The sequence below is a fragment of the Sphaerisporangium siamense genome (assembly GCF_014205275.1).
In the GTDB taxonomy this organism is placed as follows: domain Bacteria; phylum Actinomycetota; class Actinomycetes; order Streptosporangiales; family Streptosporangiaceae; genus Sphaerisporangium; species Sphaerisporangium siamense.
In genome coordinates, this window is the sequence record NZ_JACHND010000001.1 from 6,299,858 (window position 1) to 6,322,228 (window position 22,371).

Annotated in this window: 22 protein-coding genes; 9 read left to right on the top strand and 13 right to left on the bottom strand. The window is 73.1% G+C overall.

The genetic code is table 11. The annotated features are described in order from the left end of the window. Window positions 1-43 precede the first annotated feature (43 nt). The 4 genes from aceA to BJ982_RS28880 all read left to right on the top strand — a co-directional run bounded on the left by aceA (window position 44) and on the right by BJ982_RS28880 (window position 5,644). Window positions 44-1,333 (top strand): isocitrate lyase, encoded by a 1,290-nt coding sequence (gene aceA / locus BJ982_RS28865; protein ID WP_184885213.1) that lies wholly within the window; start codon window positions 44-46, stop codon window positions 1,331-1,333. Window positions 1,334-1,519: 186 nt separating this feature from the next. Next, complete coding sequence (locus tag BJ982_RS28870) at window positions 1,520-2,791, top strand: carboxylate-amine ligase (protein WP_184885215.1); 1,272 nt, start codon at window positions 1,520-1,522, stop codon at window positions 2,789-2,791. 423 nt (window positions 2,792-3,214) lie between these two features. After that, complete coding sequence (locus BJ982_RS28875; protein WP_184885217.1) at window positions 3,215-4,696, top strand: cation:proton antiporter; 1,482 nt, start codon at window positions 3,215-3,217, stop codon at window positions 4,694-4,696. A gap of 48 nt (window positions 4,697-4,744) precedes the next feature. After that, a complete protein-coding gene (locus BJ982_RS28880; protein ID WP_184885219.1) occupies window positions 4,745-5,644 on the top strand; it encodes an aminoglycoside phosphotransferase family protein in 900 nt (299 codons plus the stop codon). A 59-nt stretch (window positions 5,645-5,703) separates the two neighbouring features. On the opposite strand, the gene BJ982_RS28885 is transcribed toward BJ982_RS28880, so the two are convergent. The 9 genes from BJ982_RS28885 to BJ982_RS40670 all read right to left on the bottom strand — a co-directional run bounded on the left by BJ982_RS28885 (window position 5,704) and on the right by BJ982_RS40670 (window position 14,634). Continuing rightward, window positions 5,704-6,543, bottom strand: coding sequence for an ABC transporter ATP-binding protein (locus tag BJ982_RS28885; RefSeq protein ID WP_184885221.1), 840 nt, complete (start codon window positions 6,541-6,543; stop codon window positions 5,704-5,706). 184 nt (window positions 6,544-6,727) lie between these two features. Continuing rightward, window positions 6,728-8,344, bottom strand: coding sequence for a serine/threonine-protein kinase (locus BJ982_RS40655; protein ID WP_184885223.1), 1,617 nt, complete (start codon window positions 8,342-8,344; stop codon window positions 6,728-6,730). Between the two features lie 284 nt (window positions 8,345-8,628). Next, window positions 8,629-10,050, bottom strand: a complete 1,422-nt coding sequence (locus BJ982_RS40660) for an alpha/beta hydrolase (RefSeq protein ID WP_275411686.1) — start codon at window positions 10,048-10,050, stop codon at window positions 8,629-8,631. 125 nt (window positions 10,051-10,175) lie between these two features. Next, on the bottom strand, window positions 10,176-10,589 hold the full coding sequence (locus tag BJ982_RS28900; protein ID WP_239122999.1) for a MarR family winged helix-turn-helix transcriptional regulator: 414 nt from the start codon (window positions 10,587-10,589) through the stop codon (window positions 10,176-10,178). A gap of 194 nt (window positions 10,590-10,783) precedes the next feature. Beyond that, window positions 10,784-12,322, bottom strand: coding sequence for a serine hydrolase domain-containing protein (locus tag BJ982_RS28905; protein WP_239122998.1), 1,539 nt, complete (start codon window positions 12,320-12,322; stop codon window positions 10,784-10,786). A gap of 184 nt (window positions 12,323-12,506) precedes the next feature. Then, entirely contained in the window at window positions 12,507-12,860 is a 354-nt protein-coding gene (locus BJ982_RS28910) for a VOC family protein (protein ID WP_260413873.1), read from the bottom strand. Window positions 12,861-13,014: 154 nt separating this feature from the next. Continuing rightward, entirely contained in the window at window positions 13,015-13,908 is an 894-nt protein-coding gene (locus BJ982_RS28915) for a LysR family transcriptional regulator (RefSeq protein WP_184885227.1), read from the bottom strand. A gap of 175 nt (window positions 13,909-14,083) precedes the next feature. Continuing rightward, window positions 14,084-14,251 (bottom strand): AAA family ATPase, encoded by a 168-nt coding sequence (locus tag BJ982_RS40665; protein ID WP_203959080.1) that lies wholly within the window; start codon window positions 14,249-14,251, stop codon window positions 14,084-14,086. A 185-nt stretch (window positions 14,252-14,436) separates the two neighbouring features. Then, window positions 14,437-14,634 carry a hypothetical protein gene (locus BJ982_RS40670; protein WP_307784633.1) on the bottom strand — a complete coding sequence of 66 codons (198 nt, stop codon included), beginning with the start codon at window positions 14,632-14,634 and terminating at the stop codon, window positions 14,437-14,439. Here BJ982_RS40670 and BJ982_RS28925 point away from each other — a divergent pair. Genes BJ982_RS28925 through BJ982_RS28935 form a run of 3 tightly spaced genes read left to right on the top strand, consistent with a single transcriptional unit; the run spans window position 14,576 to window position 16,817 of the window. Continuing rightward, window positions 14,576-15,214, top strand: a complete 639-nt coding sequence (locus tag BJ982_RS28925) for an ABC transporter permease (protein ID WP_311772307.1) — start codon at window positions 14,576-14,578, stop codon at window positions 15,212-15,214. The genes BJ982_RS40670 and BJ982_RS28925 overlap by 59 nt on opposite strands. Further along, complete coding sequence (locus BJ982_RS28930) at window positions 15,207-16,013, top strand: ABC transporter permease (protein WP_239122997.1); 807 nt, start codon at window positions 15,207-15,209, stop codon at window positions 16,011-16,013. The genes BJ982_RS28925 and BJ982_RS28930 overlap by 8 nt, the downstream gene beginning before the upstream one ends. A gap of 6 nt (window positions 16,014-16,019) precedes the next feature. Then, complete coding sequence (locus tag BJ982_RS28935) at window positions 16,020-16,817, top strand: ABC transporter ATP-binding protein (RefSeq protein WP_373869637.1); 798 nt, start codon at window positions 16,020-16,022, stop codon at window positions 16,815-16,817. A gap of 57 nt (window positions 16,818-16,874) precedes the next feature. Here the strand turns inward: BJ982_RS28935 and BJ982_RS28940 are convergent, their stop codons facing one another. Continuing rightward, window positions 16,875-17,381: a hypothetical protein gene (locus BJ982_RS28940; protein WP_184885229.1), complete on the bottom strand. Its 507-nt coding sequence runs from the start codon at window positions 17,379-17,381 to the stop codon at window positions 16,875-16,877. Between the two features lie 190 nt (window positions 17,382-17,571). Between BJ982_RS28940 and BJ982_RS28945 the strand changes: the two genes are divergently transcribed. Both BJ982_RS28945 and BJ982_RS28950 read left to right on the top strand, forming a co-directional pair. Beyond that, complete coding sequence (locus tag BJ982_RS28945; RefSeq protein ID WP_184885231.1) at window positions 17,572-18,147, top strand: MFS transporter; 576 nt, start codon at window positions 17,572-17,574, stop codon at window positions 18,145-18,147. Window positions 18,148-18,302: 155 nt separating this feature from the next. Further along, window positions 18,303-19,073, top strand: a complete 771-nt coding sequence (locus tag BJ982_RS28950) for a YcnI family copper-binding membrane protein (protein WP_184885233.1) — start codon at window positions 18,303-18,305, stop codon at window positions 19,071-19,073. A 38-nt stretch (window positions 19,074-19,111) separates the two neighbouring features. Here the strand turns inward: BJ982_RS28950 and BJ982_RS28955 are convergent, their stop codons facing one another. The 3 genes from BJ982_RS28955 to BJ982_RS28965 form a co-directional block, all read right to left on the bottom strand. Next, a complete protein-coding gene (locus BJ982_RS28955; protein WP_184885235.1) occupies window positions 19,112-20,134 on the bottom strand; it encodes an ABC transporter permease in 1,023 nt (340 codons plus the stop codon). After that, complete coding sequence (locus BJ982_RS28960) at window positions 20,121-21,077, bottom strand: ABC transporter ATP-binding protein (protein ID WP_239122996.1); 957 nt, start codon at window positions 21,075-21,077, stop codon at window positions 20,121-20,123. The genes BJ982_RS28955 and BJ982_RS28960 overlap by 14 nt, the downstream gene beginning before the upstream one ends. A gap of 104 nt (window positions 21,078-21,181) precedes the next feature. Beyond that, window positions 21,182-22,288: a LolA family protein gene (locus tag BJ982_RS28965; RefSeq protein ID WP_239122995.1), complete on the bottom strand. Its 1,107-nt coding sequence runs from the start codon at window positions 22,286-22,288 to the stop codon at window positions 21,182-21,184. Window positions 22,289-22,371 lie beyond the last annotated feature (83 nt).

Here is a 22,371-nt window from a genome sequence, read left to right on the forward strand (position 1 = left end):
GCAGACTCGAACCAAGCGCCCAGAGGACGCAAAGGGAGACGAAATGACAAATCGCCTCAAGGGAGCTGCAGAGGAACTGCGGCGAGAGTGGGAGAGCGACCCGCGCTGGAAGAACGTCGAGCGGACCTACACGGCCGAGGACGTCGTTCGCCTGCGCGGCTCGGTGCAAGAGGAGCACACGCTCGCCCGCCTCGGCGCGGAGCGGCTGTGGTCTCTGCTGCAAACCGAGGACTACGTGCACGCGCTGGGCGCCCTCACGGGCAACCAGGCCGTCCAGCAGGTCAAGGCGGGGCTGAAGGCCATCTACCTGTCCGGCTGGCAGGTCGCCGCCGACGCCAACCTCGGCGCCCAGACCTACCCCGACCAGAGCCTGTACCCGGCCAACTCGGTCCCGGCCGTGGTGCGCCGGATCAACAACGCGCTGCTGCGCGCCGACCAGATCACCTGGTCGGAGGGCGACGACGCGGCCCCCCACTGGCTGGCCCCGATCGTGGCCGACGCCGAGGCCGGCTTCGGCGGCGTGCTGAACGCCTTCGAACTGATGAAGGGCATGATCGCCGCGGGCGCGGCGGGCGTGCACTGGGAGGACCAGCTCGCCTCGGAGAAGAAGTGCGGCCACCTGGGCGGCAAGGTGCTCATCCCCACCGGCCAGCACATCAAGACGCTCAACGCCGCCCGTCTCGCCGCGGACATCTGCGACGTGCCGAGCCTGATCATCGCGCGGACCGACGCCCAGGCCGCGACGCTGCTGACCAGTGACGTCGACCCTCGCGACCAGGCGTTCACCACCGGCGAGCGCACCGCCGAGGGTTTCTACCGCGTGCGCAACGGCGTCGACTCCTGCGTCGCGCGCGGCCTGGCCTACGCGCCGTACGCCGACCTGCTGTGGATGGAGACCTCCACGCCCGACCTGGACGTGGCGCGGCGGTTCGCCGAGGCGGTCAAGGCCGAGTACCCCGACCAGTTGCTCGCCTACAACTGCTCGCCGTCGTTCAACTGGAAGCGGCACCTGGACGACTCCGCCATCGCCAAGTTCCAGCGCGAGCTCGGCCACATGGGGTACAAGTTCCAGTTCATCACCCTGGCCGGCTTCCACTCGCTCAACCACGCCATGTTCACGCTCGCCCGCGGCTACGCCGAGGAGGGCATGACGGCCTACGTGAGCCTCCAGGAGGAGGAGTTCGCCGCCGAGTCCAAGGGCTACACGGCCACACGCCACCAGCGCGAGGTCGGCACCGGGTACTTCGACCTGGTCAGCACCGCGGTCGCGCCCGACTCCTCGACGGTCGCGCTCAAGGACTCCACCGAGGCCGAGCAGTTCGCCCGGCACTGATCCCGCCCCCGCGGCGCCCATGAACCCGCGGGCCCGTCCGGTAAAGATCCGCTTTGGGCGGCGGCCCCCTCCGGACGGGCCCGCGCGGCACGCGCGGGCCCCATGGCACCACGACTCATGTACGGCCGGATACGGACAGCGCCGGGCCATCGGCGGGCGTCGGTCGCCCGTCTAGACTGGGCATCGATGGATGAACAGTCGGAAAACCGGCAAGTCCAGTACCGCTCACCCGTCGCCTCTGCCGCCGGCGCGCACCACCCCCCGGCCGAGGACCCGCGACCACCCGGCGACGGGGCGACGCTCGGCGTCGAAGAGGAGTTCCTGCTCGTCGACCCCTGCGACGGCGTCCCCACCCTCGCCAACGCCCGCGTCCTGGCCGACCTCGCCGAACCCGTCGACCCGGCCGGCGAACGGCGGGCCGGGGCGTCCGGCGCCGGGAACGCCGACGTCGAATCCGCCGGGCACACGGAGGACGCCGAGTACAAGGCCGAGCTGCTGGCCTCCATGATGGAATCCATCTCCCCCGTCTGCACGAGCCTCCACCAGCTCCGCGCCCGCCTGATCTCCGGCAGGCGCCGCCTGGCGGACGCCGCGACCCGGGCGGGCGTGCGCGCGGTCGCCACCGGCACCCCCGTCGTCCCGGGCCGTGCCCCGCGCGAGGTGTCGGCCAAGAGCCGGTACCGCGAGATGCGCGAGCTGTACGGCCTGCTGGTCACCCAGCAGGAGACGTGCGGCTGCCACGTCCACGTGGGAGTGGCCGACCGGGAGACGGCCGTCGCGGTGGCCAACCGGATCAGGCCGTGGCTGCCCACCCTGCTGGCGCTGTCGGTCAACTCGCCGTTCTGCGAGGGCGTGGACACCGGGTACGCGAGCTGGCGCACCGTCGCCCTGTCCCGCTGGCCCGCCACCGACATCCCGCCCCGGTTCTCCTCGGCCGCGCACTACGACCGCGTCACGGCCATGCTGCACGCCGGCGGCGCCCTGGTCGCCGCCGCCCACCCGTACTGGCTCGTCCGGCCGTCGGGCCGCTTCCCCACCGTGGAGATCCGCGCCGCCGACGTGGCCGCCACCGTGGACGAGGCCGTCCTGCAGGCGGCGCTCAGCCGGGCCCTGGTCCGCACCGCGCTCGCCGACCCCGAGGACCCTCCGGTGCCGGACGAGGACCAGATCCTCAAGGCCGCCCTGTGGGCCGCGGCCCGCTACGGCCTGGCCGGTGGCGGCGTCCACCCCAGGACCGGGAAGCGGGTGCCCGCCATGGCCCTGCTGGAGGAGATGCTGGCCTGGATCGGCCCCGCCCTGCGCGACCTCGGCGACGAGGAGGAGACCGTCAGGCTCCTGGCGGACCTGACCCGCACCGGGACCGGCGCCGACCGGCAGCGCGCCCTGGCCGCGCCGGGCCTGGACCAGGCGGCCCTTCAGGTGATCGACGCCTTCGATCTCGCCAAGACCACCCCCTGACGACCCTCCGACTCGACGGAGCGCGGGCGGGCTCGGGGAGATCCTTGTACACGCGGGGCGCGGGCAGCGTACCCAGGAAGGTATGCACGCCGCACCGCGACGGGCGCGCCTTGGCCGACGGGGACCCGGCAAGGCCATGAACCACCGGCAGCCCGAACAGCACCGGCCCGAACACCGCGCCCTCCCCCGCGTCTCACACCGACTCCGCTGTGTCCCACACCGGCTCCTCTCCCGGCTCTCACACCAGGTCCCACACCGCGTCCGCCCTTTCTCACACCGGTTCCTCTCCCGGCTCCCACAGCGGGTCCTCGGCCGGTTTCTCGCCGCGTCCCGGGTCCCCCTAAGTCGTCAAATCGTGGGCGGATGCCATACCGCCCAGTGGCACGGCCGTTCGCCGGGCGGCCGGGCGGACAGGAGCGTGCGATGAGCAGGCCCGCCACCGAGGACTCCAAGGCCATCGGGCCGGGCGAGGCCGGCGAGGCTCGGCCGCGACACCAGACCGCCGTCTGGGGCGGGCCGCGGCTCCGGGCGGCCGTCCCCACCTATCTGCTCGTCGTCGCCGTGCCCGCCCTGATCGCGGTCGCGCTGCTGCTCACGGCCGGCGAGTCGTCCCAAGCCCGGACGGCGGGTGGGGCCATGGCCGGCGACCACGGGGTTCAGCTGTTCATCTCGGTCGCCCTGGTGATCCTCGCCGCCGAGCTGTTCGGCCGGGTCGCCGTGCGGCTGGGGCAGCCCATGGTCGTCGGGGAAATCTTCGCGGGCATCTGCCTGGGCCCGTCGGTGCTCGGCGGGTTGGCTCCCGGGATGGTCTCGTGGCTGTTCCCGGCCGAGTTGCGGCCCGTTCTTCAGGGCCTCGCCGACCTGGGGCTGGTCGCGCTGATGTTCTGCGTGGGCCAGGAGACCCGCCACGCCCCCCTCAAGGGCCAGAAGCGGACCGCCATGGCCGTCGCGCACGCGGGCATCGCGGGCCCGTTCCTGGGCGGTGTGCTGCTGGCGACGTTCCTGTACCGCGACTGGGCGGGGCCGCAGGCCAATCCGGTGATCTTCGCGATGTTCCTCGGCTCGGCGCTGTCCATCACGGCCTTCCCCGTGCTGGCCCGCATCCTCGTCGAGCGGGACATGCTGCGCACCATGGCCGGCAGGATGAGCATGCTGTGCGCCGCGATCGCCGACGTGGTCGCCTGGTGCCTGATCGCCGCCATGACAGCGGTCGCGGGCCGCGACACCCCCACCCACGCCGTGATCACCGTGGTGCTCGTGGTCGTCTACGGCGCCGCCATGGCGACGCTCGGACGCCGCCTGCTGGCGCGGCTGTTCGCGGCGCTGGAGGGCCGGGGCGACGAGCTGCGGCTGCTGGTGCTGCTGGCCGGGCTCCTGCTGTCCGCGGCGGCGACGTCGGCGATCGGCATCCACGCGATCTTCGGCGCGTTCCTGTACGGCCTCTGCTGCCCCACCGGGGCCCTCAGCAAGCTGACCGAGCAGATCAACGTCGTCTCGGCCACGCTGCTGCTGCCGTTCTTCTTCGTCGGCACCGGCCTGCGGACCGACCTCTGGCGCAGCGGCTTCGACCTCGCCCTCGCGGGCGTGACCGCGCTCATCGTCGTGGTCGCGATGGCGGGCAAGGTGGCCGGCCCCGTCCTGATGGCCCGCGCCTCAGGGCTGGAACGGCATGACGCGATCACCGTCGGCGTGCTGCTCAACACGCGCGGCCTCACCGAGCTGGTGGTGCTCAACCTCGGGCTCGCGCTCGGCCTGCTCAGCGACCGGCTGTTCGTCGCCCTGGTGCTCATGGCCCTGATCACCACCGCGATGACGGCCCCCCTGCTCGACCTGCTGAAGCGGAGCCTGCCGGTGACCGGTCCGGCCGGGAAATCCGGTCGACAGGCGAGCGCGCGGCGCATTTGATGGTGGCCACCGTCCGCCGTCCGGAGCGGGCCGGCCACAGGAGCCTCCTTGGCAGACGCGAGTACCGCGGAAACCCGTCCCGTCATCACCGACGCGCTGGTCAGGCGCCTGGTCGGCGCGCAGTACCCGCGCTGGGCCGGCCTGCCTCTCGAACCGCTCGGCCCCGCCGGCTCCGACCATGTGATCTACCGGCTCGGCGACGAGCTGTCGGTCCGTCTGCCCCGCCACGCCGGCGCCATCAGGCAGGCCGAGAAGGAGGCCGAATGGCTGCCCCGGCTGGCCCCGCACCTGCCCCTGGCCATCCCGGTGCCGGTGGCGGTCGGCGAGCCCGCCTTCGGCTACCCCTGGCCGTGGGCGGTGTCCCGATGGCTGGAAGGCGAGGCGGCGACCGTCGAGGCGCTGGCCGATTCGACCCGGGCCGCCGTCGAGCTGGCGGAGTTCCTGACCGCCCTCCAGCGGTTCGCGCCCGAGGACGTCCCGGCCGCGGGTACGCGCGCCGAACTCACGGCCCGGCCGCTGGCCGACCGGGACCACGCGACCCGAGCCGCCATCGCGGCGGCCGGCGGCGTGTTCGACACCGCCGCCATGACCGCCTTGTGGGATGCCGCCCTCAGTGCCCGCCCATGGGATCGCCCGCCGGTCTGGTTCCACGGCGACTTCCACACCGGCAACCTGCTGACCGTCGATGGCCGTCTCAGCGCGGTCATCGACTTCGGCGAGCTCGGCGTCGGTGATCCGGCGTGCGACATGACCATCGCCTTCACCCTGATGTCGGCCGGGAGCCGCGCCGCCTTCCGCGACGCGCTCGGCGTGGACGAGGCCACCTGGACCCGGGGCCGCGGCTGGGCGCTGGCCACCGGCCTGAACGCCTACACCGCCTACGCCGCCGTCGACCCGCGGGTCGCCGCGCAGACCACCCGCCAGATCACCGAGGCCCTGATCGGCTGAAGGTGCCCTACCCCAGGGCCTTTACATTGTAGATTTATAAAATCACCGTTCGGGCGGGGTCAGCGCGGCCGGCGGGCCGCGCGCACGTACCAGCGGCCGTCGGCGCGGTCCAGGTGCAGAGGACGCCCGTAGCACCGGGAGAGGTTCTCGCCGGTCAGGACCTCCTGGACCGGGCCCGCGGCCAGGACGCGGGCGTCGCGGACCAGCAGGGCGTGGGTCGTGGTGGCGGGCACCTCCTCCAGGTGGTGGGTCACCAGCACCGTGGTCAGCGCGGGACGGCTGTTCGCCAGGTCCTCGATCGCGGTGATCAGGTCCTCGCGGGCGGGCAGGTCCAGGCCGGTGAAGGGCTCGTCGAGCATCAGGATCGCGGGGTCGGCCATCAGCGCGCGGGCGATGCGCACCCGTCCCCGCTCGCCCTGGGAGCACACGGCGAACGGCCGGTCGGCCAGGTCCTTGCAGCCGAGGTCGGCGAGCAGGGAGTGCGCCTTCTCGTGTTCCCGGGGCCCGTAGCGGTCCCACAGGGGGACGCTGCTGCCGGTGTACCCGGTGAGCACGACCGTGTGGGCCGTCAGGGACTCCTCCTCCATCAGGGCCTCGTCGACGAGCCGCCCGCCCGCCGCGACCAGGCCGATGTGGCGGCGCAGCTCGCGCAGGTCCACCCGCCCGAGCCGGTGTCCGAGCACCGCCGCCGTGCCGGAGCTGGGGAAACGCACGGCCGAGGCCACCGACAGCAGCGTGGTCTTTCCCGCGCCGTTCGGGCCGAGGATGACCCAGTGCTCGCCGTACTCCACCTGCCAGTCCACCTCGGCGAGAAGCGTGCGCCCGACGACCTTCACGGTCATCCCGGCGATCTCCACCGCCGCGCCCGACCCGCCGTCCCGGCCGTTTTCCCGATTCATGGACACCCCTTTCCCGAAGCAGGATAGGGGCAGGCCCGCGAGAGAGGTCACGCGAGGCCGGACGACACGGCGCCCACGGTGCGGCACCCCCGGCCCCGTGAGCCTCGCACGAGCAGGCGAACGGGCCATAGAGGACTTCGTGGTCGCACGAATCGACGACGGATTTCTCCGGACGCGCGGGCGGTCAGGCCGTGGAGGACTCCGTGCTCGTGGGGATCGGGGACGGCTGCGGGGACTCGCCGTCGCCCCACTCGGGGATCTGGCTGATGCTGACCGTGGGCTTCGGGGTCTTGGTGGGGGTCTTGGTGGCCGTGCGGGTCGGCGTCGGGCGGGGTTCCTTGGTGGGCTTGCACGGACGTTCCTTGCCGCGCTTGTTCGTGCAGGGCGGGTCCCCGGCGGGCGGCGGCGGGGGTGGAGTGGTGCGCTCGGGCTCGGGCCGCGGCGAGGGCGCCCCGGTCTCCCACGGGTCCCCTCCGTCCACCGGGCCGCCGGTGGGGCCGGACCGCCGCGTCGCCGCCGGGGAGGGCACGTAGGTGAGCTGCGGCGGCCGGGACCCGGGGGCCTCGGTGCCGTGCGAGGCCGTCCCGGAGACGGCCACGCGCACCGAGGGGTCCGGCACCTCCACCGGCACGCGGCTGCCCTGGATGGGGACGACCGCGGGGGCCGTGCCGGGGCGGTCCGCCCGGGGTTCGACGGTGGTCCGGCCGGCCCCGGCCGCGACGACGGTCAGCGCCGCGATCGACACGGTGGCCAGGGCCGCGAACCCGGCGTGCGAGGCGTGCCCGCGCCGCGCGGCCGAACGGCGGGCCGCCCGCGCGCCGGTGGTGGTGCCCGGGTCGCCGTCCCCGGGGCCGTTGGCCCGGCCGCGCCGTACGGCCGGGTACGGCACGGGGGCCCAGATCTCCTCCATGACGGCGTCCACGGCGTCCCTGCGGTCCCAGGCCCGCTCCACTCCCCCGGCCTCCAGCAGCCATGCCAGCAGCGCGGCGGCGCCGGGCCGCTGTCCGGGCTCCTTGGCCAGCGCGGCCGCCACCGGGTCGGCCAGGAGCTTGGGGACCGCCGACAGGCGTGGGCGCTCGACCAGGATGCGCCGGGTGACCACGTCGGCCTCGCCCGTGCCGAAGGGGTGGTGGCCGGTGGCGGCGTAGGCGACCAGGCACCCCCAGGCGAAGATGTCGGAGGCGGGGATGGCCGGGCCGCCGGTCAGCCGCTCGGGGGCGACCCAGCCGGGGCTGCCCATCACCTGGCCGGCCTGGGTGTGGGCCACGGCGGCGTCCAGGTCCCGTGCGATGCCGAAGTCGATGACCCGCGGCCCCCGCGGGGACAGCAGGATGTTGCCCGGCTTCAGGTCGCGGTGGACGAACCCGGCCTCGTGGATGGCGGACAGCGCCGCCGCCGCGCCGAGCGCGACGCCGTAGGCGAGGTCGGGGGTCAGCGGGCCGCGCGCGGCGACGACCTGCGACAGGGACGGGCCGGGGATGTACTCGGTGACGAGGAAGGGGCGGTCGCGGTCCACACCGTGCTCCAGCACCGCCGCCGTGCAGAAAGGGACGACGCGGCGGGAGAACTCGACCTCCTCGGTGAACCGGGCGCGCAGCGTGGGGTCGGCGAGGTGGACGGCGTGCGGGGTCTTGAGCGCGACCAGGCCGCCCTCGGGGTGCTCGGCGAGGTACACCACGCCCATTCCGCCGGCGCCGAGACGGCCGAGCAGAAGGCAGCGCCCGATGATCACCGGGTCGCCCACCGTCAACGGCCGGACGCCTGGAGGCACCCCGTCGGGGACGCCCGCTGCACGTGCCATCCGCAGATGACCTCTCTTCGAGAACTTTTTCGAGCACTACGGCACAGGCCACTGTGTCGCTCCCGAAGCCCGTTCGGCATCAACTAGCGCGAAGCGGCATGGAAGGTAAGGCGAATCATCCCTCCAGGTAAGGCACTGCTGTGCCTTCTGTGACGATTGAGCCCAGAGGGACCATGACGCGACCGGGCACGGCGGGTCGTACGACGAGGGTCCGGCGAGCGCCGGCCATGCGCGATCACACGGCGAACGGGCAGGTGGCGATCGTCAGGAGGCAGGGGCCGAGGTCACGCGGCGGCGGAATCGGGCTCCGGTTCCGGTGGGGGGACGACGTCCAACGCGGACAGCGTGGCGGGATCAGCCGGGGAGTCGGCGTGCGCGGCGCAGGTGACCTCGGTGGCGGAGGCGGCCGACCAGGATGCGGAGGAGGACTCGGCGGGGGTGGTGCCGGAGACGGCGAGGAGGAAGCGTTCGATGTGGCGGAAGATGAGACGGGCCTCGGGGAGGACGTCGGCGAGGATCGGGAAGGCGTGTGGCATGCGGTGCCACTCCTCGTAGGTGACCTTCACGCCGGCTCGCCGCGCCTGGAGGGCCACGCGCCGTCCCTCGTCGCGCAGGACCTCGGTGGAACCGGTGACGACCATGAGCGGCGGCAGGCCGGAGTAGTCGCCGTACACCGGGGAGACCAGGGGGTCGCGGCGGTCCAGCCCGGCCGTCCACCTGCGGGCCAGCCAGTCGACCCGCCCGGCGGGCAGGATGGGGTCGGCCCACCGGTTGGCGCTGCGCCGCGCGCCGGACAGGTCGGCCCACGGCGACAGGCAGATGGCCGCCGCGGGCAGGGGCGCGCCACGGTCGCGCAGGGCGAGCAGCGCGGCCAGGGTCAGGTGGCCGCCCGCCGAGTCGCCGGCGAGCACGACGTCGCGGGCGTCGTACCCGCGGTCGAGCAGCTCGTCATAGGCGCCGAGGGCGTCGGACAGGGACTCGGCGAGCGAGTGCTCCGGGCCCTGGCGGTAGTCGAAGGCGAAGACGGGACGGCGGGCGACGGCGGACAGCCGCCAGGTGATCGGGCGGTGCGTCGCCGGCGAGCAGAGGAAGTACGCCCCGCCGTGGAAGTAGAGCACCACCTTGTGCTCGTCCAGATCATGCCCGGCCCGCACCCACTCCGACCCACACGCGCTCCCGCGCCGCTGCCGGGCCCGCGCGACCGCTTCCCCGGCCTGCCCCGTGTCCCGGCCGCCATCCCCGGACCCGCCACCGCATCCGAATCTCTCGGCGCACCGCTTCCCGCTCCCGTCGGCGGACTCCGGCGGGTCTTCCGCGGCGTCGGCGTCCCAGATGGTGGGAGGGCCGGCCTCTCCGGCGGGGCGTACCGCGCCGGACCGGGCGGCTTCGGAGGTGGCTTCGCTGGGCGCCCGTTCTGGGGCGTGGTCCGTCGTGGGGACGAGGGGCGGTTCGGAGGGGTTTCGGGTGGTGATGTGGGTGGGGCGGAGGAGGTCGGAGTCTTTGATGATCTCTACTTCGGGGGGCGCCATGAGGGGGAGGCGCTCGCCGAGGGCGGCGAGGCGGGCGAGGACGGTCATCCCGACGCTGTGGCGCAGGAGGATCGCCGAGATGGGCTTGGTGGTGCCGCGCAGCAGGCCGTTGAAGGCGCCGGCGCGCCAGCTCACCGGGTACACCGGATGGACGTCCACGTCGATCTCTTGCTCCACGGGTCCCTCCTCGCGCCGTCGCGTGGCTGTTTACCAGCGGTAATATCCCGGTTTACACGGACGTTACGCGTTTTGTCGAGACCGTTCACGCACATTTGACCCGACCGAATACCCGCCGGACGCCCTCAGGAGACGTTCCTGCGGATCTCCCCCAGGAAGCGGACCAACTGGTCCCGCTCGGCGGCGTTCAGCGTGCGCAGCGCGCGCTCGCTGAGCCGGAGCATCTCGTCCGCGATGACGTTCTCCAGCTCCCGGCCGCGGTCGGTCAGCCGCAGGCGGACGAGCCGGGCGTCGGTGGGGTGCGGCTCGCGGCGCAGCAGCCCCGCCGCCTCCATGCGGGTGGTCGCGCGGGTGACGGTGGGCGTGGCCAGTTCCAGGCGCCGCGCGATCTCGCCGGGCGCGAGGCCGTCGGTCTCCCACAGGCACTGCAGGATGAACTGCTGCCCCGCGCGCACGCCGTGACGGTTGTAGGCCGCCTCTGCGGCGATCGCCATCGCCCGCTTGGCCGTCCAGAAAGCGGTCTGGAACTCGTCGGCCACCGCTCCCCCTCTCCGCGCCGCGTCCCCGGATGAGCGCAACGTACCAGGAAAGAGCCCGGCACCCCTTTGCCCGCCGGCCTCACCCGCCCAATGCGAGGATGGGAGGCCGGGGGCCGGTGGGCGGCCGCGTGTCCCGTCAGCTCGCCTACCGGCAGGTACGTCCCCCGGGGTGGTTCCGGTGCTTCGAGCCCCGGTTATTGGGCCGGTCCGGCCTGGCCGCTGCCGAACACCTCGGCGACGAGACGCGGCGTCGCCCGCTGGAACGCCGCACCCACGGACATGGCGGCGTCGTCCACGTAGTTCAGCGCGGCGGTCAGCGTCCTGCCTCCGTCGGGCGTGCTGTACATCAGCGCCGCGTGGCCCGCCATGCCGCCGTTGTGCGTGATGACCGTGCCGCCGGCCGGCGTCGGCTGCACGAACACGCCCAGCCCATAGCCGGCCTTGGACTCCGGCGTGCACATCTCTGCCAGCAGCTCGGCCGGCAGCAGCTTGCCGCCCAGCAGCGCGGTGATGAACGTCTGCAGGTCCCGGGGGGTGGAGATCATGTCGCCGCCGCTGGAGATCCAGGAGGGGTTGTGCCGGGTGACGTCGACCGTCCGGGTCTGGCCGTCCTCCTCGTAGCGGTAGTAGGCGTGGGCGTACGGTGCGGGGATGTCCTGCTCGGTGGTCGGCTGGACGGTGCCCGTCAGGCCGAGCGGCCCGAGGATGAGGCGCCGCATCTCCTCGGCGACCGGGCGGCCGGTGACCTTCTCGATCAGCAGCCGGGCCAGCACATAGTTGGTGTTGGAGTAGCTCCAGTCGGTGCCCGGCTCGAACCTCGCCGGCTTGGACAGCGCCAGCCGCACCAGCTCCTGCGGCCGGTAGGTGTGGAACCGGTTGTCCACCCACTCCTTGCCCGCGGGGGTGGCGGGGATCCCCGGCACGAACGTGCCGTCCTCGAAGTACTCGCCGGTGAAGTTGAACACCCCGCTGGTGTGCTGCAGCAGCATCCGCACCGTGATCCGCCGGTCCATCCCGAACTCGGGCAGGTAGTCATCCACCGGGCTGTCCAGGCCGATCCGGCCCTCGGCCACCAACTGCAGCACCACGGTGGCGGTGAACGTCTTGGTGTTGCTGCCGATCCGAACATGCCCGTTCGCCGGCGGGGCTTCGGTTTCTCCGAGCTCGCCCGCCCCGGCGCTGCCGACCCACTCGCCTTGCTCGTCATGCACGCGCAGCGTCACCCCGACGAAACCGGACTCGACCATCTCCTGAATGATCTTCCGCAACTCCGGGCGATCCGGTCCGGCGACGGCCCGCGGCGCGCCCCCGCCGTCCGCGCTGCCGGACGGGGCGGCATCGAGGGCCTCAGTGATCTTTCGCGCCATCTCCGCCAGGGTGGGGCCAGGCGCGCCCAGCTGGGGCCGGGTGCTTGCTTCGATGGCAACAAGGACGGTACGACGGAAGTTACCGGCCTCGGCCGGATCCTGCTGATTGAGCAGGCTCATGGATGCCGTCAAGGCCGGCAGCACCTGGTCGGCCAGTTCGGCCACCGTCTTGCCGTACTTCACCCCCTTGGGCGCCTTGGCGAGCACGTGCCCCACCAGGCCGGTCGCTGAGGTCAAAGCGATGGAGCCCTCGGTGGCGACCTTGTGGGCCGAACCGGCGGCACCGGCGGCCGACATCAGCGATACTGCGCCCCACTCGGCCGTTCGAAGGGTGAATTCGTCCTGCTCGGACAGAGTGATGGACATGCTGCATGCTCCTTGCACCGAATCGGAAATCGCTTGAACGGACCGATCATGGATTCGCGGTCCGCTGGTGCCCGAGGTGTCTGGATGCGCTCGGGCCGGGGCGGGCGGGCAGACCGCCGGCGTCGAGGCCGCGATCACCGATGCCCGTGATGGCGGCTGACATGACGCGTCGGCCGGGTCGGCGTCAGCTCGTAGGCGGCGGGATCCACTCGGTGAGCTGGATCGCCACGCCGTTGGGGTCGCTGAGCCGCATCGTCAGCTCCCCCCATGGCTCCCGCCGGAGCGGGACGGTGATGGCGGCGCCTTCGCGACGCAGCCGTTCGCACTCTGCGGCCAGGCCGGTGACGGCGAACACCACGACCGCGTCCGTGTGTTCCTGCCTTGGGCGCCAGTGCTCGGCGTCGCGCTCCACCAGGAGCAGATCGACGGCCGCGTCGTCACGGCCGAGCGCGATGAATCCGTCGCCGGCCAGGGTTTCGCGGAAGCCGAGGTGACTGGTGAAGAACCGGCTGGAAGCGGCCGGATCGTCAACGGTCAAGGAAACCGCGGAAGAGACGATGTTCATGCCTTAGCACCAGAAAAGGACACGTTCCCATTCACCTCCCGACAGGCGTGTTCTTCAGACGGAACAAGCATCACGTCGGCCGGTGCCGGGATCAACGGCGACCATCGCAACGATCATCAACCTGGGGTCAATGGTCCCAGCCGGGCAGCGGTCCCACCTCGCGCACCACCTGGGCGAGGGCGCGGATCATGTCGTTCTCCGCGTCGCTGCGCCACACCAGCACGTATGGCAGCGGCTCCATGTCGGTGACCGGCCGGTAGACGATGCCGGGGCGCGGGAAGTAGCGGGTCACGTGGGCCGGGAACAGGGAGACCGTTTCCCCCATGGTCGTGTACAGGAGGATGTCCTCGATGTTGCGCACGACGGCGGTGCGTTCGATCGGCCGGCCCTTGGGCGTGAACCTGGGTACGTAGCGGTCCATCCAGTCACCGGGCACCGACTCGACGATCACGTGCCGGTGGTCGCCGATCGCCTCGATGGAGGCCGTGGACCACTTGGCCAGGTCGTTGTCGTCGGCCATGGCCAGCACCCTGGGCTCGGCGAACAGCCGTGGCCCCACGGTCAGGTCGGGCTCTTCCGGCGGCCAGGTGACCAGGACATCGACCTCCCCGTCGCGCAGCTGGGCGAACGGATCCGGATAGGCCGACACCCGCAGCCGCAGCTCCCACTGCGGGTGTCGGGAACGGAAGGTCTCCCAGTACCGGCGCATCTCCTGGACGTTGACGGGAAACAGGCTGACCCGCAGCGTGCCGGTCTTGCCCCGGGCCGCCAACCGAGCCCGCTCCAAACTGTTCGTCAACCCCTGATGCAGCTCACGTAGGTCGTCGCGAAGCTGCTCCCCCACCGGCGTCAGCCGTACATTGCGGCTGTTCCGGGCGAACAGCTCGACCCCGATGGCCCGTTCCTGCTTCTTGAGCGCCTTGCTCACCGCCGCCACCGACACGTGCAGCCGCTCAGCGGTACGGCCGAAGTGCAACTCCTCGGCCAGGGTCAGGAAGATCTCGATGTCACGCAGCTCCACCTGTACCCTCTCCCTCGTCCCACCTGCCAAAACTGTTCATTCCGTGCGAAGTATGACATGTCGAAAGTGCGAATCCGAGACGGTTGACACCGCTCTTGTAGGCCTGTAACTCGGCGTCCAGTCGCGAGGGTCACAGACCGCATCAGAGACAGGACGGAGTTCTTCGCCGACCACCTCACCGAGTACAGCCTGCGCGTGCGACGACCTGTTCCTCTGCGGTGAACTTGCTGAGCAGGGTCTCCCGGTAGCGCGCCCCGGCGACGCGCCCGGTCAGCTCGCGAGCAAGCTCGGACCTGGCCGTTCCTGGCGGGCCGAGCAGCAGGCCGTGCTGACGGGCCGGCACCGTGACCGTGCCTGTGCACCTATGCCCGCCGATCCGGTTCGGTGGCGTCGTTCGACCGGACGGCGGCGACGGGTGTGACGGCCGAGTGGCGGCGCGCAGGGGCGCGGAAAATGCCGGGATCCGCGCGGCGCCTCCGCCTACAATGCCTCCGGGCCCGTTTCCTGGAGGTGTGCGACCTTCTCGCTCTACCTGACGATCTTCGTCTTCGGTTTCCGCCGCCACGCGGCGTACCGGACCGCCGCACTCGCCGGGGCGTTCACCAACACCGTCTTCGGCGTCCTGCGCGCGTACGTCCTGATCGCCCTGTGGCAGGCGAGGCCGGGCCTGGCCGGGTACGACGTCACCGACGCGGTCACGTTCTGCTTCCTCAGCCAGGCGTTCATCGGCCCCATGCAGGTCTTCGGCGGCGGCCTGGAGCTCGGCCAGCGGGTCCGCACCGGGGACATCGCGCTCGACCTGGTGCGCCCGGCGTCGCTGCAGATGTGGAGCCTCGCCGACGACCTCGGCAGGGCCGGGTACCTGATCCTGCTCAGGAGCGTCCCGCCCACGGTGGCCGGGGCCGTGCTGTTCGGCATCCGGTTCCCTCCGGACGCGGCGATGTGGGCGTGGTCGCTGGCCTCGATGCTGCTCGGCATCGTGGTCAGCTTCGGGCTGCGCTACCTGGTGGCCATCGCCACCTGCTGGATCGTGGACGACCGCGGCCTGCAGTCCCTGTCCCTGGTGATGACGACCTTCTTCAGCGGCATGGTGCTGCCGCTGGTGCTGTTCCCGGGCCTGCTCGGCACGCTGGCGCAGGCGCTCCCGTGGGCGGCGATGGTCCAGGTGCCCGCCGACGTGTTCCTCGGCAAGCGCGACCCGCTCGGCGCGCTCGCGCTGCAGGCCGCGTGGGTGGCCGTCCTGCTCGGCCTGGGCGCCCTGCTGACCCGGTCGGCGCGCCGCCGGGTGGTGATCCAGGGTGGGTGAGGCGGCCGGCCTCGTCAGGACCTACGTCCTGCTCGCGGTGACGTGGCTGCGCGCCGCCGCGCAGTACCCGCTGTCGATGACGATGCTCATGGCCGGGTCCTTCGTGGTCAGCGGCCTGGACATGGCCGCGATCGCGATGATCTTCGCGCACACCGGCTCCCTCGGCGGGTTCACCCTGAACGAGGTGATGTTCCTCTACGGCACCTCGGGCGTCTCCTTCGCGCTGGCCGACATCCTCTTCGGCAACGTGGAGCGGCTCAGCCGCCACGTGCGGACCGGCTCCTTCGACACGATGCTGATCCGGCCGGTCAGCCCGTTCGTGCAGATGGCGGTGGACCAGTTCAGCTTCCAGCGTCTCGGCCGCGTGCTGCAGTCGGTCGTCGTGCTCGCCATCGCGCTGCCCGCGCTGGACGTGCCGTGGCGGCGCCTGTGGATGCTGCCGGTCATGCTGCTGTGCGGCATCGTGCTGTTCACGGCGATCTGGACCCTCGGCGGCGCGCTGCAGTTCCTGCTGACCGACGCCCCCGAGGTCGCCAACGCCTTCACCTACGGCGGCGGCCAGCTCACCCAGTACCCGTTCAGCGTCTACGGCGGGGAGCTGGTGCGAGCGGTCACCTTCATCGTGCCGCTGGCGTTCGTCAACTGGCAGCCCGCCCTGTACGTCCTCGGCCGCCCCGACCCGCTCGGGCTGCCGCACTGGCTGCGCTTCGCCGCGCCCGCGGCGGCGCTCGCGCTGGCGTGCGTGGCGGCGTGGGCGTGGCGGGCCGGGCTGCGCCGCTACCGATCGACGGGGAGTTGAGGCCGCGTGAGCCAGGTGATCCAGGTCCAGGACGTCGCCAGGACGTTCACGGTCCGCCGCAAGAAGGGGCTGCTGCGCGCCGACCGGCTGGTGGTGGAGGCCGTGCGCGACCTGTCCTTCGATGTGACGGCCGGGGAGTTCGTCGGCTACCTCGGGCCGAACGGCGCGGGCAAGTCGACGACGATCAAGATGCTGACCGGCATCCTCGCGCCCTCGGCCGGGCGCGTCCGCGTGGCCGGCCTGGACCCGTCCCGCCGGCGTACGGCGCTGGCCCGGCGCGTCGGGGTGGTGTTCGGGCAGCGGACGACGCTGTGGTGGGACCTGCCGCTCAAGGACAGCTTCACCCTGGTCCGCCACCTTTACAAGGTAGATCGGGAGCGGCACCGCGCGCGGCTCGCCGAGCTGTGCGACGTCCTGGACCTGGGGCCGTTCCTGCACAAACCGGTCCGCCAGCTCAGCCTGGGCCAGCGGATGCGCGGCGACATCGCCGCCGCGCTGCTGCACGACCCCCCGGTGCTGATCCTGGACGAGCCCACCATCGGCCTCGACGTGGTGACCAAGGCGGCCGTGCGCGGCTTCCTGCGCGGCCTCAACGCCGAACGGGGCACCACCGTGCTCCTCACCACGCACGACCTCGGCGACATCGAACGCCTGTGCCGCCGGGTGATGCTCATCGACCACGGCCGGCTCGCCTTCGACGGCACCGTGGACCAGCTCATGGCCACCGCCCCGGAGGAGAGCTCCATCGAGGACGTCGTCACCCGCCTCTACACGGGCGCGGCCCCCGAGACGCCGCGCGCCTGAGAACACTCCCGTGCCCGCCCGGCCGGCCTCCCGGCGAAGCGGGCCCGTGGCCGCCGGTCAGTAGTAGCCGTGGGGTGATTCCGCGCCCTCCTCGTAGTCGTCGTCGAGGTCGTCGCGGCGGCCCACCCAGCGGGAGGGCATGAGGACGGGGATGAACAGGGCGATCCCGGCCAGGGCGAAGACGCCGCGGGCCAGCAGGTCCTGCATGCCCTTGCCCGCCTGGACGATCAGCGGGTCCAGCGCGGGGTCGGTGGGGGCCAGCGACAGCGCGCGGTTGACGTCGAGGGCGTAGATGACGGTCCAGGCCAGCAGCGCCATGGACGGCACGAACGTCGCCAGCGGCGACACCCGGCCCGCGAGGACCAGGCCGAGCACCAGCCCGGCCGCCAGCATCGCGGCGAGGCCCACCAGCGCCTTGGTGTCGCGCACGGGATCGACCGCGCCGGCGGCGCCCGCCGCCACGCTCGCCATGCCCCGGGCCGCGTCCTGGGACGCCCAGCCCGTCCCCGCCAGGAGGACCGCCGTCACCACCACACCGAGAAGCAGGCCGAGAAAGTGCCGCATGGTGTCTCACCTCGCGCTTCACGCATGTTGCGAACGCGGGCAACAGTAGCGACAAAATTCGTATAGCGGCAGACGTTCCACCGGGTGGGGCGAAACATCCACCATCACCGACCGCCCCTCCCCTAACCCCCGATATGGGGCGGGCCTCCGCGGGACAGGCGGCCCCGTCCCATGGCACGATGTGGGCGTCATGCGTGCCCGCCTCCCCCTGCGCCTCGCGCGGTCGGCCGCCTTCACGGTCGTCTGCGTCGCGCTCGCCGTGCTCGGCCACCGTGCCGCCGGCGGGCAGGGGCCCGCGTCGTGGGCGGTGGCGGCGGGGGCCGCGGCGGTCGCCGCGCTGGCGACGCTCGTCGCCGGGCGCGAGCGCTCGCCCCAGACGGTGGTCGGCTTCCTCGTCGGCACCCAGGTGTTCCTGCACCTGCTGTTCGGCGCCTCGGGCGACGACGGGGCCGCCCTGCACGTCCACCTCGGGCACGGGCAGACCCTCGGCGCCGACCTCGGCATGGTCATCGCCCACCTCACCGCGACGCTCATCACCGGCTGGTGGCTCGCCCGGGGCGAGTCCGCGCTGTGGTCGGTGCTGCGCCGCCTCGGCACGCTCGCCGTGCGCCGGGCGCGCCGGCTGCTGGCCGTGCTGCACCACGGCGCGCACGTCCCCCGGCGGCCCCGCGCGCGAGCGGCCGTCCACCTGGGGCCCGCGCCGGCACGGCGCGCGCTCCGCCACTCCGTCCGCAGGCGCGGTCCTCCGCTTCCCGCCGCCTTCTGACGTCCTTCCGCGAGCCTTCCGGTCCGCGCGCGCCCTCCCGCGCCCATCGCGCGGGCCCGGTCGCGTGCCGGTAACGGGCGCCTTCCCGCGTGTTCCCGCCCGGGGAGCCGCCGCTCGCGTTCCCGACCGCTTTTCCCACCGAAGTGGAGACATCCATGTCGTCGAGCATTTCCATGCGCACCGCCGTGCGCCGCGCCGCCGCCGTCACCGCGGGCGCGCTGGCCCTCACCGTGGGCCTGGCCCTCCCGGCCCTCGCCCACGTGTCCATCCAGCCGGGCAGCGCCGAGAAGGGCGGCTTCTCCAAGGTCGCCTTCCGCGTCCCCAACGAGCGGGACGACGCCTCGACCACCAAGCTGGAGGTGCGATTCCCGACCGACCACCCGCTGCCGTTCGTCTCGGTGCGCCCGCTTCCCGGCTGGAAGGCCGAGGTGACCCGGGGCAAGCTGCCCACGCCGGTCAAGTCGAAGTACGGCGAGATCACCGAGGCCGTCACGAAGATCACCTGGACCGGCGGCAAGGTGGAGCCGGGCCAGTTCCAGGAGTTCGAGGTGTCGCTGGGCGGCCTGCCCGAGGACACCGACCAGTTGTTCTTCCCCACGACCCAGACCTACTCCGGCGGCGAGGTCGTGAAGTGGGCCGACGAGCCGAAGGCCGACGGGTCCGAGGCCGAGCACCCCGTGCCCACGCTGAAGCTCGTCGACCCGGCGCCCGGCGGCGGCGAGCACGGCGCCGCCGCCTCCCCGAGCGCGGCGGCCTCGACGGCGCCCGCGGTGTCGGTCCAGGCGAAGAACGCCTCCGGTGACGAGGAGGCCGGCTCGGACGGCACGGCCCGCCTGCTGGCGGGCATCGGCATCGTCGCCGGTGTCGTGGGCGTCGCGGTCGGCGTCGCCGGCCTGCGCCGGGGCCGGGGCGTCTCGGGCGGCTGAGGTGACACGCCGGGTCCGGCCCCCGCCGGACCCGGCGTTCAGCTCGTGATGTCCCGGCCGGAGAAGCGGCCCCACGCGATCGCGCCGAAGACGAACGCGTAGGCGGCGAACACCAGCAACCCCTGGCCCATCACGTCGGTCGCGACGGGATCGCGCAGCGCCCCGTCGAAGGAGGACCACCACGAGGTCAGCAGGTAGGGGCGCACGGGGTCGAGCTGCGGGATGGCCCCGGCGACCTGGGAGAACACCACGGTCACCACGGTGGCGGCGACCGCGCCGATCGGCACCTCGGTGAACGTGGACAGCGCCAGGCCGACGATGCCGAACGCGGCCATGCCGGCGGCGGCGTACCCGGTGACGATGAGCAGGCGCAGCAGGCCGTCGGCGAGCGGCACGGTGGTGCCCGACAGCAGCGTGACCGGGCCCACCGGGAACAGCACGAGGCCGATGACCAGGCCGGACACGGCGACCACAGTGCAGGCGGCCAGCGCGAATACGACCACGTTGGCGGCCTTGACGCCCAGCAGCCGGGCACGCCCGGCGGGCGCGGTGAGCAGGTAGCGCAGCGTGCCCGCGCCGGCCTCCCCGGCGACGGACTCGCCCGCGACCACGCCGACGGCCACGGGCAGCAGCAGCGCGGTCAGCAGCGACATCGACACGAACGTCAGCATCAGCCCGTTGCCCGCCACCTGGGTGACCAGCGACGGCGCGTCGTCGTCCGCGCCGACCAGCCGCAGCACGACGCCGATCACCACGGGGACGACCGCGAGGGCGCCCAGCATCGCGATGTTGCGCGGCCTGCGGAAGGTGAGCCGCACCTCCGAGCCGAGCAGCCGCAGCCCGGACCGTCCCGCCCACGACGCCCCGGCCCCCGGCCCCGCCGCACGACCGGCCACGGAACCGGCCGCCTCCCCCTCGGGGGAACTCGCCCCGGACGGCGCCCCGGAACCGGTCGCGTCCCCCTCCGGGGAACTCGCCCGGGACGGCGCCACGGGGCCGGAGTCCGGGTCGCCCGCGGCGGGCGCGGCGGCCGTGCCGCGCGCGGTGTCAACCGTCGACATCGAAACCCTCTCCCGTCAGTCCCACGAACAGCTCCTCAAGGCTCGGCCGCACGACCGCGAAGCCGCGCACCGCCACCCCGTCCCCGACCAGCTCCGCGCACACGGCCTCGGGCGCGCGGTCGCCGAGGTCGGCGGTGACCTCGTCGTCCCCGGTACGCACGCCCGTGAGCCCGAGCCGGTCGAGCACGGCCGCCGCCTGCCCCGGGTGCGGGGTCTCGACGCGGACGCGGGGCGGGTGCCCGGCCCGCAGCCCGGTGATGGTCCCCTGCGCCACCAGGCGGCCGGCGCGCATCACGCCGATGTCGGTGCACATCTGCTCCACCTCGGCCAGCAGGTGGGAGGAGACGAAGACGGTGGTGCCGTCGGCCGCGACCTCCTTGATCAGCGCGCGGACCTCGCGGGTGCCCTGCGGGTCCAGCCCGTTGGTGGGCTCGTCCAGCACCAGCAGCTCGCGCGGGCCGAGCAGCGCCCCGGCGATGGCCAGGCGCTGGCGCATGCCGAGCGAGTACGCCCGGAACCGTTTGCCCGCGGCGGCGCCGAGACCGACGCGGTCCAGCGCGGCGCCCACGCGACGCTTGGCCGTGCGCGGGTCGGCCATGGGGTCGGCGGCGTCGAAGCGCAGCAGGTTGTCCCGGCCGGAGAGGTAGGGGTAGAAGGCGGGCCCCTCGACGAGGGCGCCGACCTTCGGCAGCGCGGCGGCGAGCCCCGCGGGCATCGGCCGCCCGAGCACCTCGCAGGAGCCGCCGGTCGGCGCGACCAGGCCGAGCAGCATGCGGATGGTGGTGGTCTTGCCCGACCCGTTGGGGCCGAGGAAGCCGAACACCGAACCGCGCGGCACGTCCAGGTGGAGGTCGTCCACGGCGACCTGGCCGCCGCGGAACCGCTTGGTCAGCCCGAGCGCGACGATCGCGGACCCTTCGCCGGAGGCTCGGCCGGGGTTCACGCGAACGCCGGAGTCTCGGCCGGGGTTCACGTGAGCGCCGGAGGCTCGGCCCGGGGTCACGCGAGGGGGCGCCGCCTCGTGCGCCCCCTCCCCCGTCATCGTCGTCACCGGCGCCCGGCGGCCTTCACCAGTGCCTCGGGCGTGACCGCGCCCGCGAACAGCCGGCCGTCGTCGGTCACCAGCACCGACAGCAGCTTGGTCTTGACGACCTTGCCGCCGCCCCACGGCCCGGAGACCGGCGTGGCGGACTTCAGCACCGACTCCAGCAGCCGGGACGGGTCGCCGCCCTTGGCCGGGCCGTCGCCGTCCGCCTTCAGGCTCACGGCCGAGAGCGGCACCTCGGCGACGGTGCCCCAGCCGCTGCCGAGGATGCGCAGCGCCGCCCCCGCGACGTCCGCGGCCCTGTCGCCGGGCCCGTCCGTCCCGCCGAACGTCTGCTGCTTGACCGTGGCCCCGGCGGGCGGGGTGAAGGCGAAGTTCTCCGGCGCGGGCGCCGAGAACGACACCTGCGTGAAGCCGACCTCGAACGCGGGCTCGGCCGCGCCCTTGGCGAAGACCCGCACGCGCAGCGGCACGTAGGTCTCCCCGTCCAGCGCCAGCGTCACCTTGTCGACCAGGGACGCCGGGTCCTTGGGGGTGAGCACGAGCTGGTAGGCGGCGCGGCCGGCGACGTGCTCGCCGTTCTCGACGCGCACCGCGGTGTTCTCCTCGGCGGCCTTCAGCGCCTGGGCCGCGAAGTCGCGCGGGGTGACGGCCGTGGGCGCGGGCGTGGGGTCGGGCCCAGCCGCGGCGTCGCCGGGCACGGTCAGGCGGGTGGCGGTGTTGCCGGCGCTCTCCCACAGCCACGCCGTGCCCTTGCCGTCCGAGATGACGTCGGTCTCGCTCATCTGGCCGGGCAGGGCCAGCCGGAGCCGTCCCTCGCCGCCGTACCAGACCTTGACGGTGTGCGAGCCGGACAGCAGGGACAGCGGCGAGCTGCTCGCGCCCTGCGGCAGCGGCAGCGCGGGCAGGCCCAGCGACGCGGTCTCCACGACGGTGCCGGACATGGCGGGCGGCGCGTGGTCCCGCGCGGTCCTGGCGGCCTCGGCGAGCAGCTGCTCGGCGGTGCGGTCGGGCAGGGAGGGCTCTCCCTGGACGGCGGCGATGACGGGGCCCGCACTGATCGCGGCGCCCACCACGGCGATGGCCGCGACGGGGACGCCCCACCTCACGGCGCGCTTCCTTGTCCACGTGGACTGCATGTCACTCCTCAACGGTATGCCGGATGATCCGTCACCACGCAGACTGCGCCGAA

Excerpts from the sequence above, each read along its gene's own strand:
- BJ982_RS28885 (WP_184885221.1), bottom strand. The coding sequence starts at position 6,543 with ATGAATCGGGAAAACGGCCGGGACGGCGGGTCGGGCGCGGCGGTGGAG.
- BJ982_RS28940 (WP_184885229.1), bottom strand. The coding sequence starts at position 17,381 with ATGCGGCACTTTCTCGGCCTGCTTCTCGGTGTGGTGGTGACGGCGGTC.
- BJ982_RS28945 (WP_184885231.1), top strand. The coding sequence starts at position 17,572 with ATGCGTGCCCGCCTCCCCCTGCGCCTCGCGCGGTCGGCCGCCTTCACG.
- aceA (WP_184885213.1), top strand. The coding sequence starts at position 44 with ATGACAAATCGCCTCAAGGGAGCTGCAGAGGAACTGCGGCGAGAGTGG.
- BJ982_RS28955 (WP_184885235.1), bottom strand. The coding sequence starts at position 20,134 with ATGTCGACGGTTGACACCGCGCGCGGCACGGCCGCCGCGCCCGCCGCG.
- BJ982_RS28950 (WP_184885233.1), top strand. The coding sequence starts at position 18,303 with ATGTCGTCGAGCATTTCCATGCGCACCGCCGTGCGCCGCGCCGCCGCC.
- BJ982_RS28875 (WP_184885217.1), top strand. The coding sequence starts at position 3,215 with ATGAGCAGGCCCGCCACCGAGGACTCCAAGGCCATCGGGCCGGGCGAG.
- BJ982_RS40670 (WP_307784633.1), bottom strand. The coding sequence starts at position 14,634 with ATGAACGCCTGGCTGAGGAAGCAGAACGTGACCGCGTCGGTGACGTCG.
- BJ982_RS28870 (WP_184885215.1), top strand. The coding sequence starts at position 1,520 with ATGGATGAACAGTCGGAAAACCGGCAAGTCCAGTACCGCTCACCCGTC.
- BJ982_RS28905 (WP_239122998.1), bottom strand. The coding sequence starts at position 12,322 with ATGTCCATCACTCTGTCCGAGCAGGACGAATTCACCCTTCGAACGGCC.
- BJ982_RS40655 (WP_184885223.1), bottom strand. The coding sequence starts at position 8,344 with ATGGCACGTGCAGCGGGCGTCCCCGACGGGGTGCCTCCAGGCGTCCGG.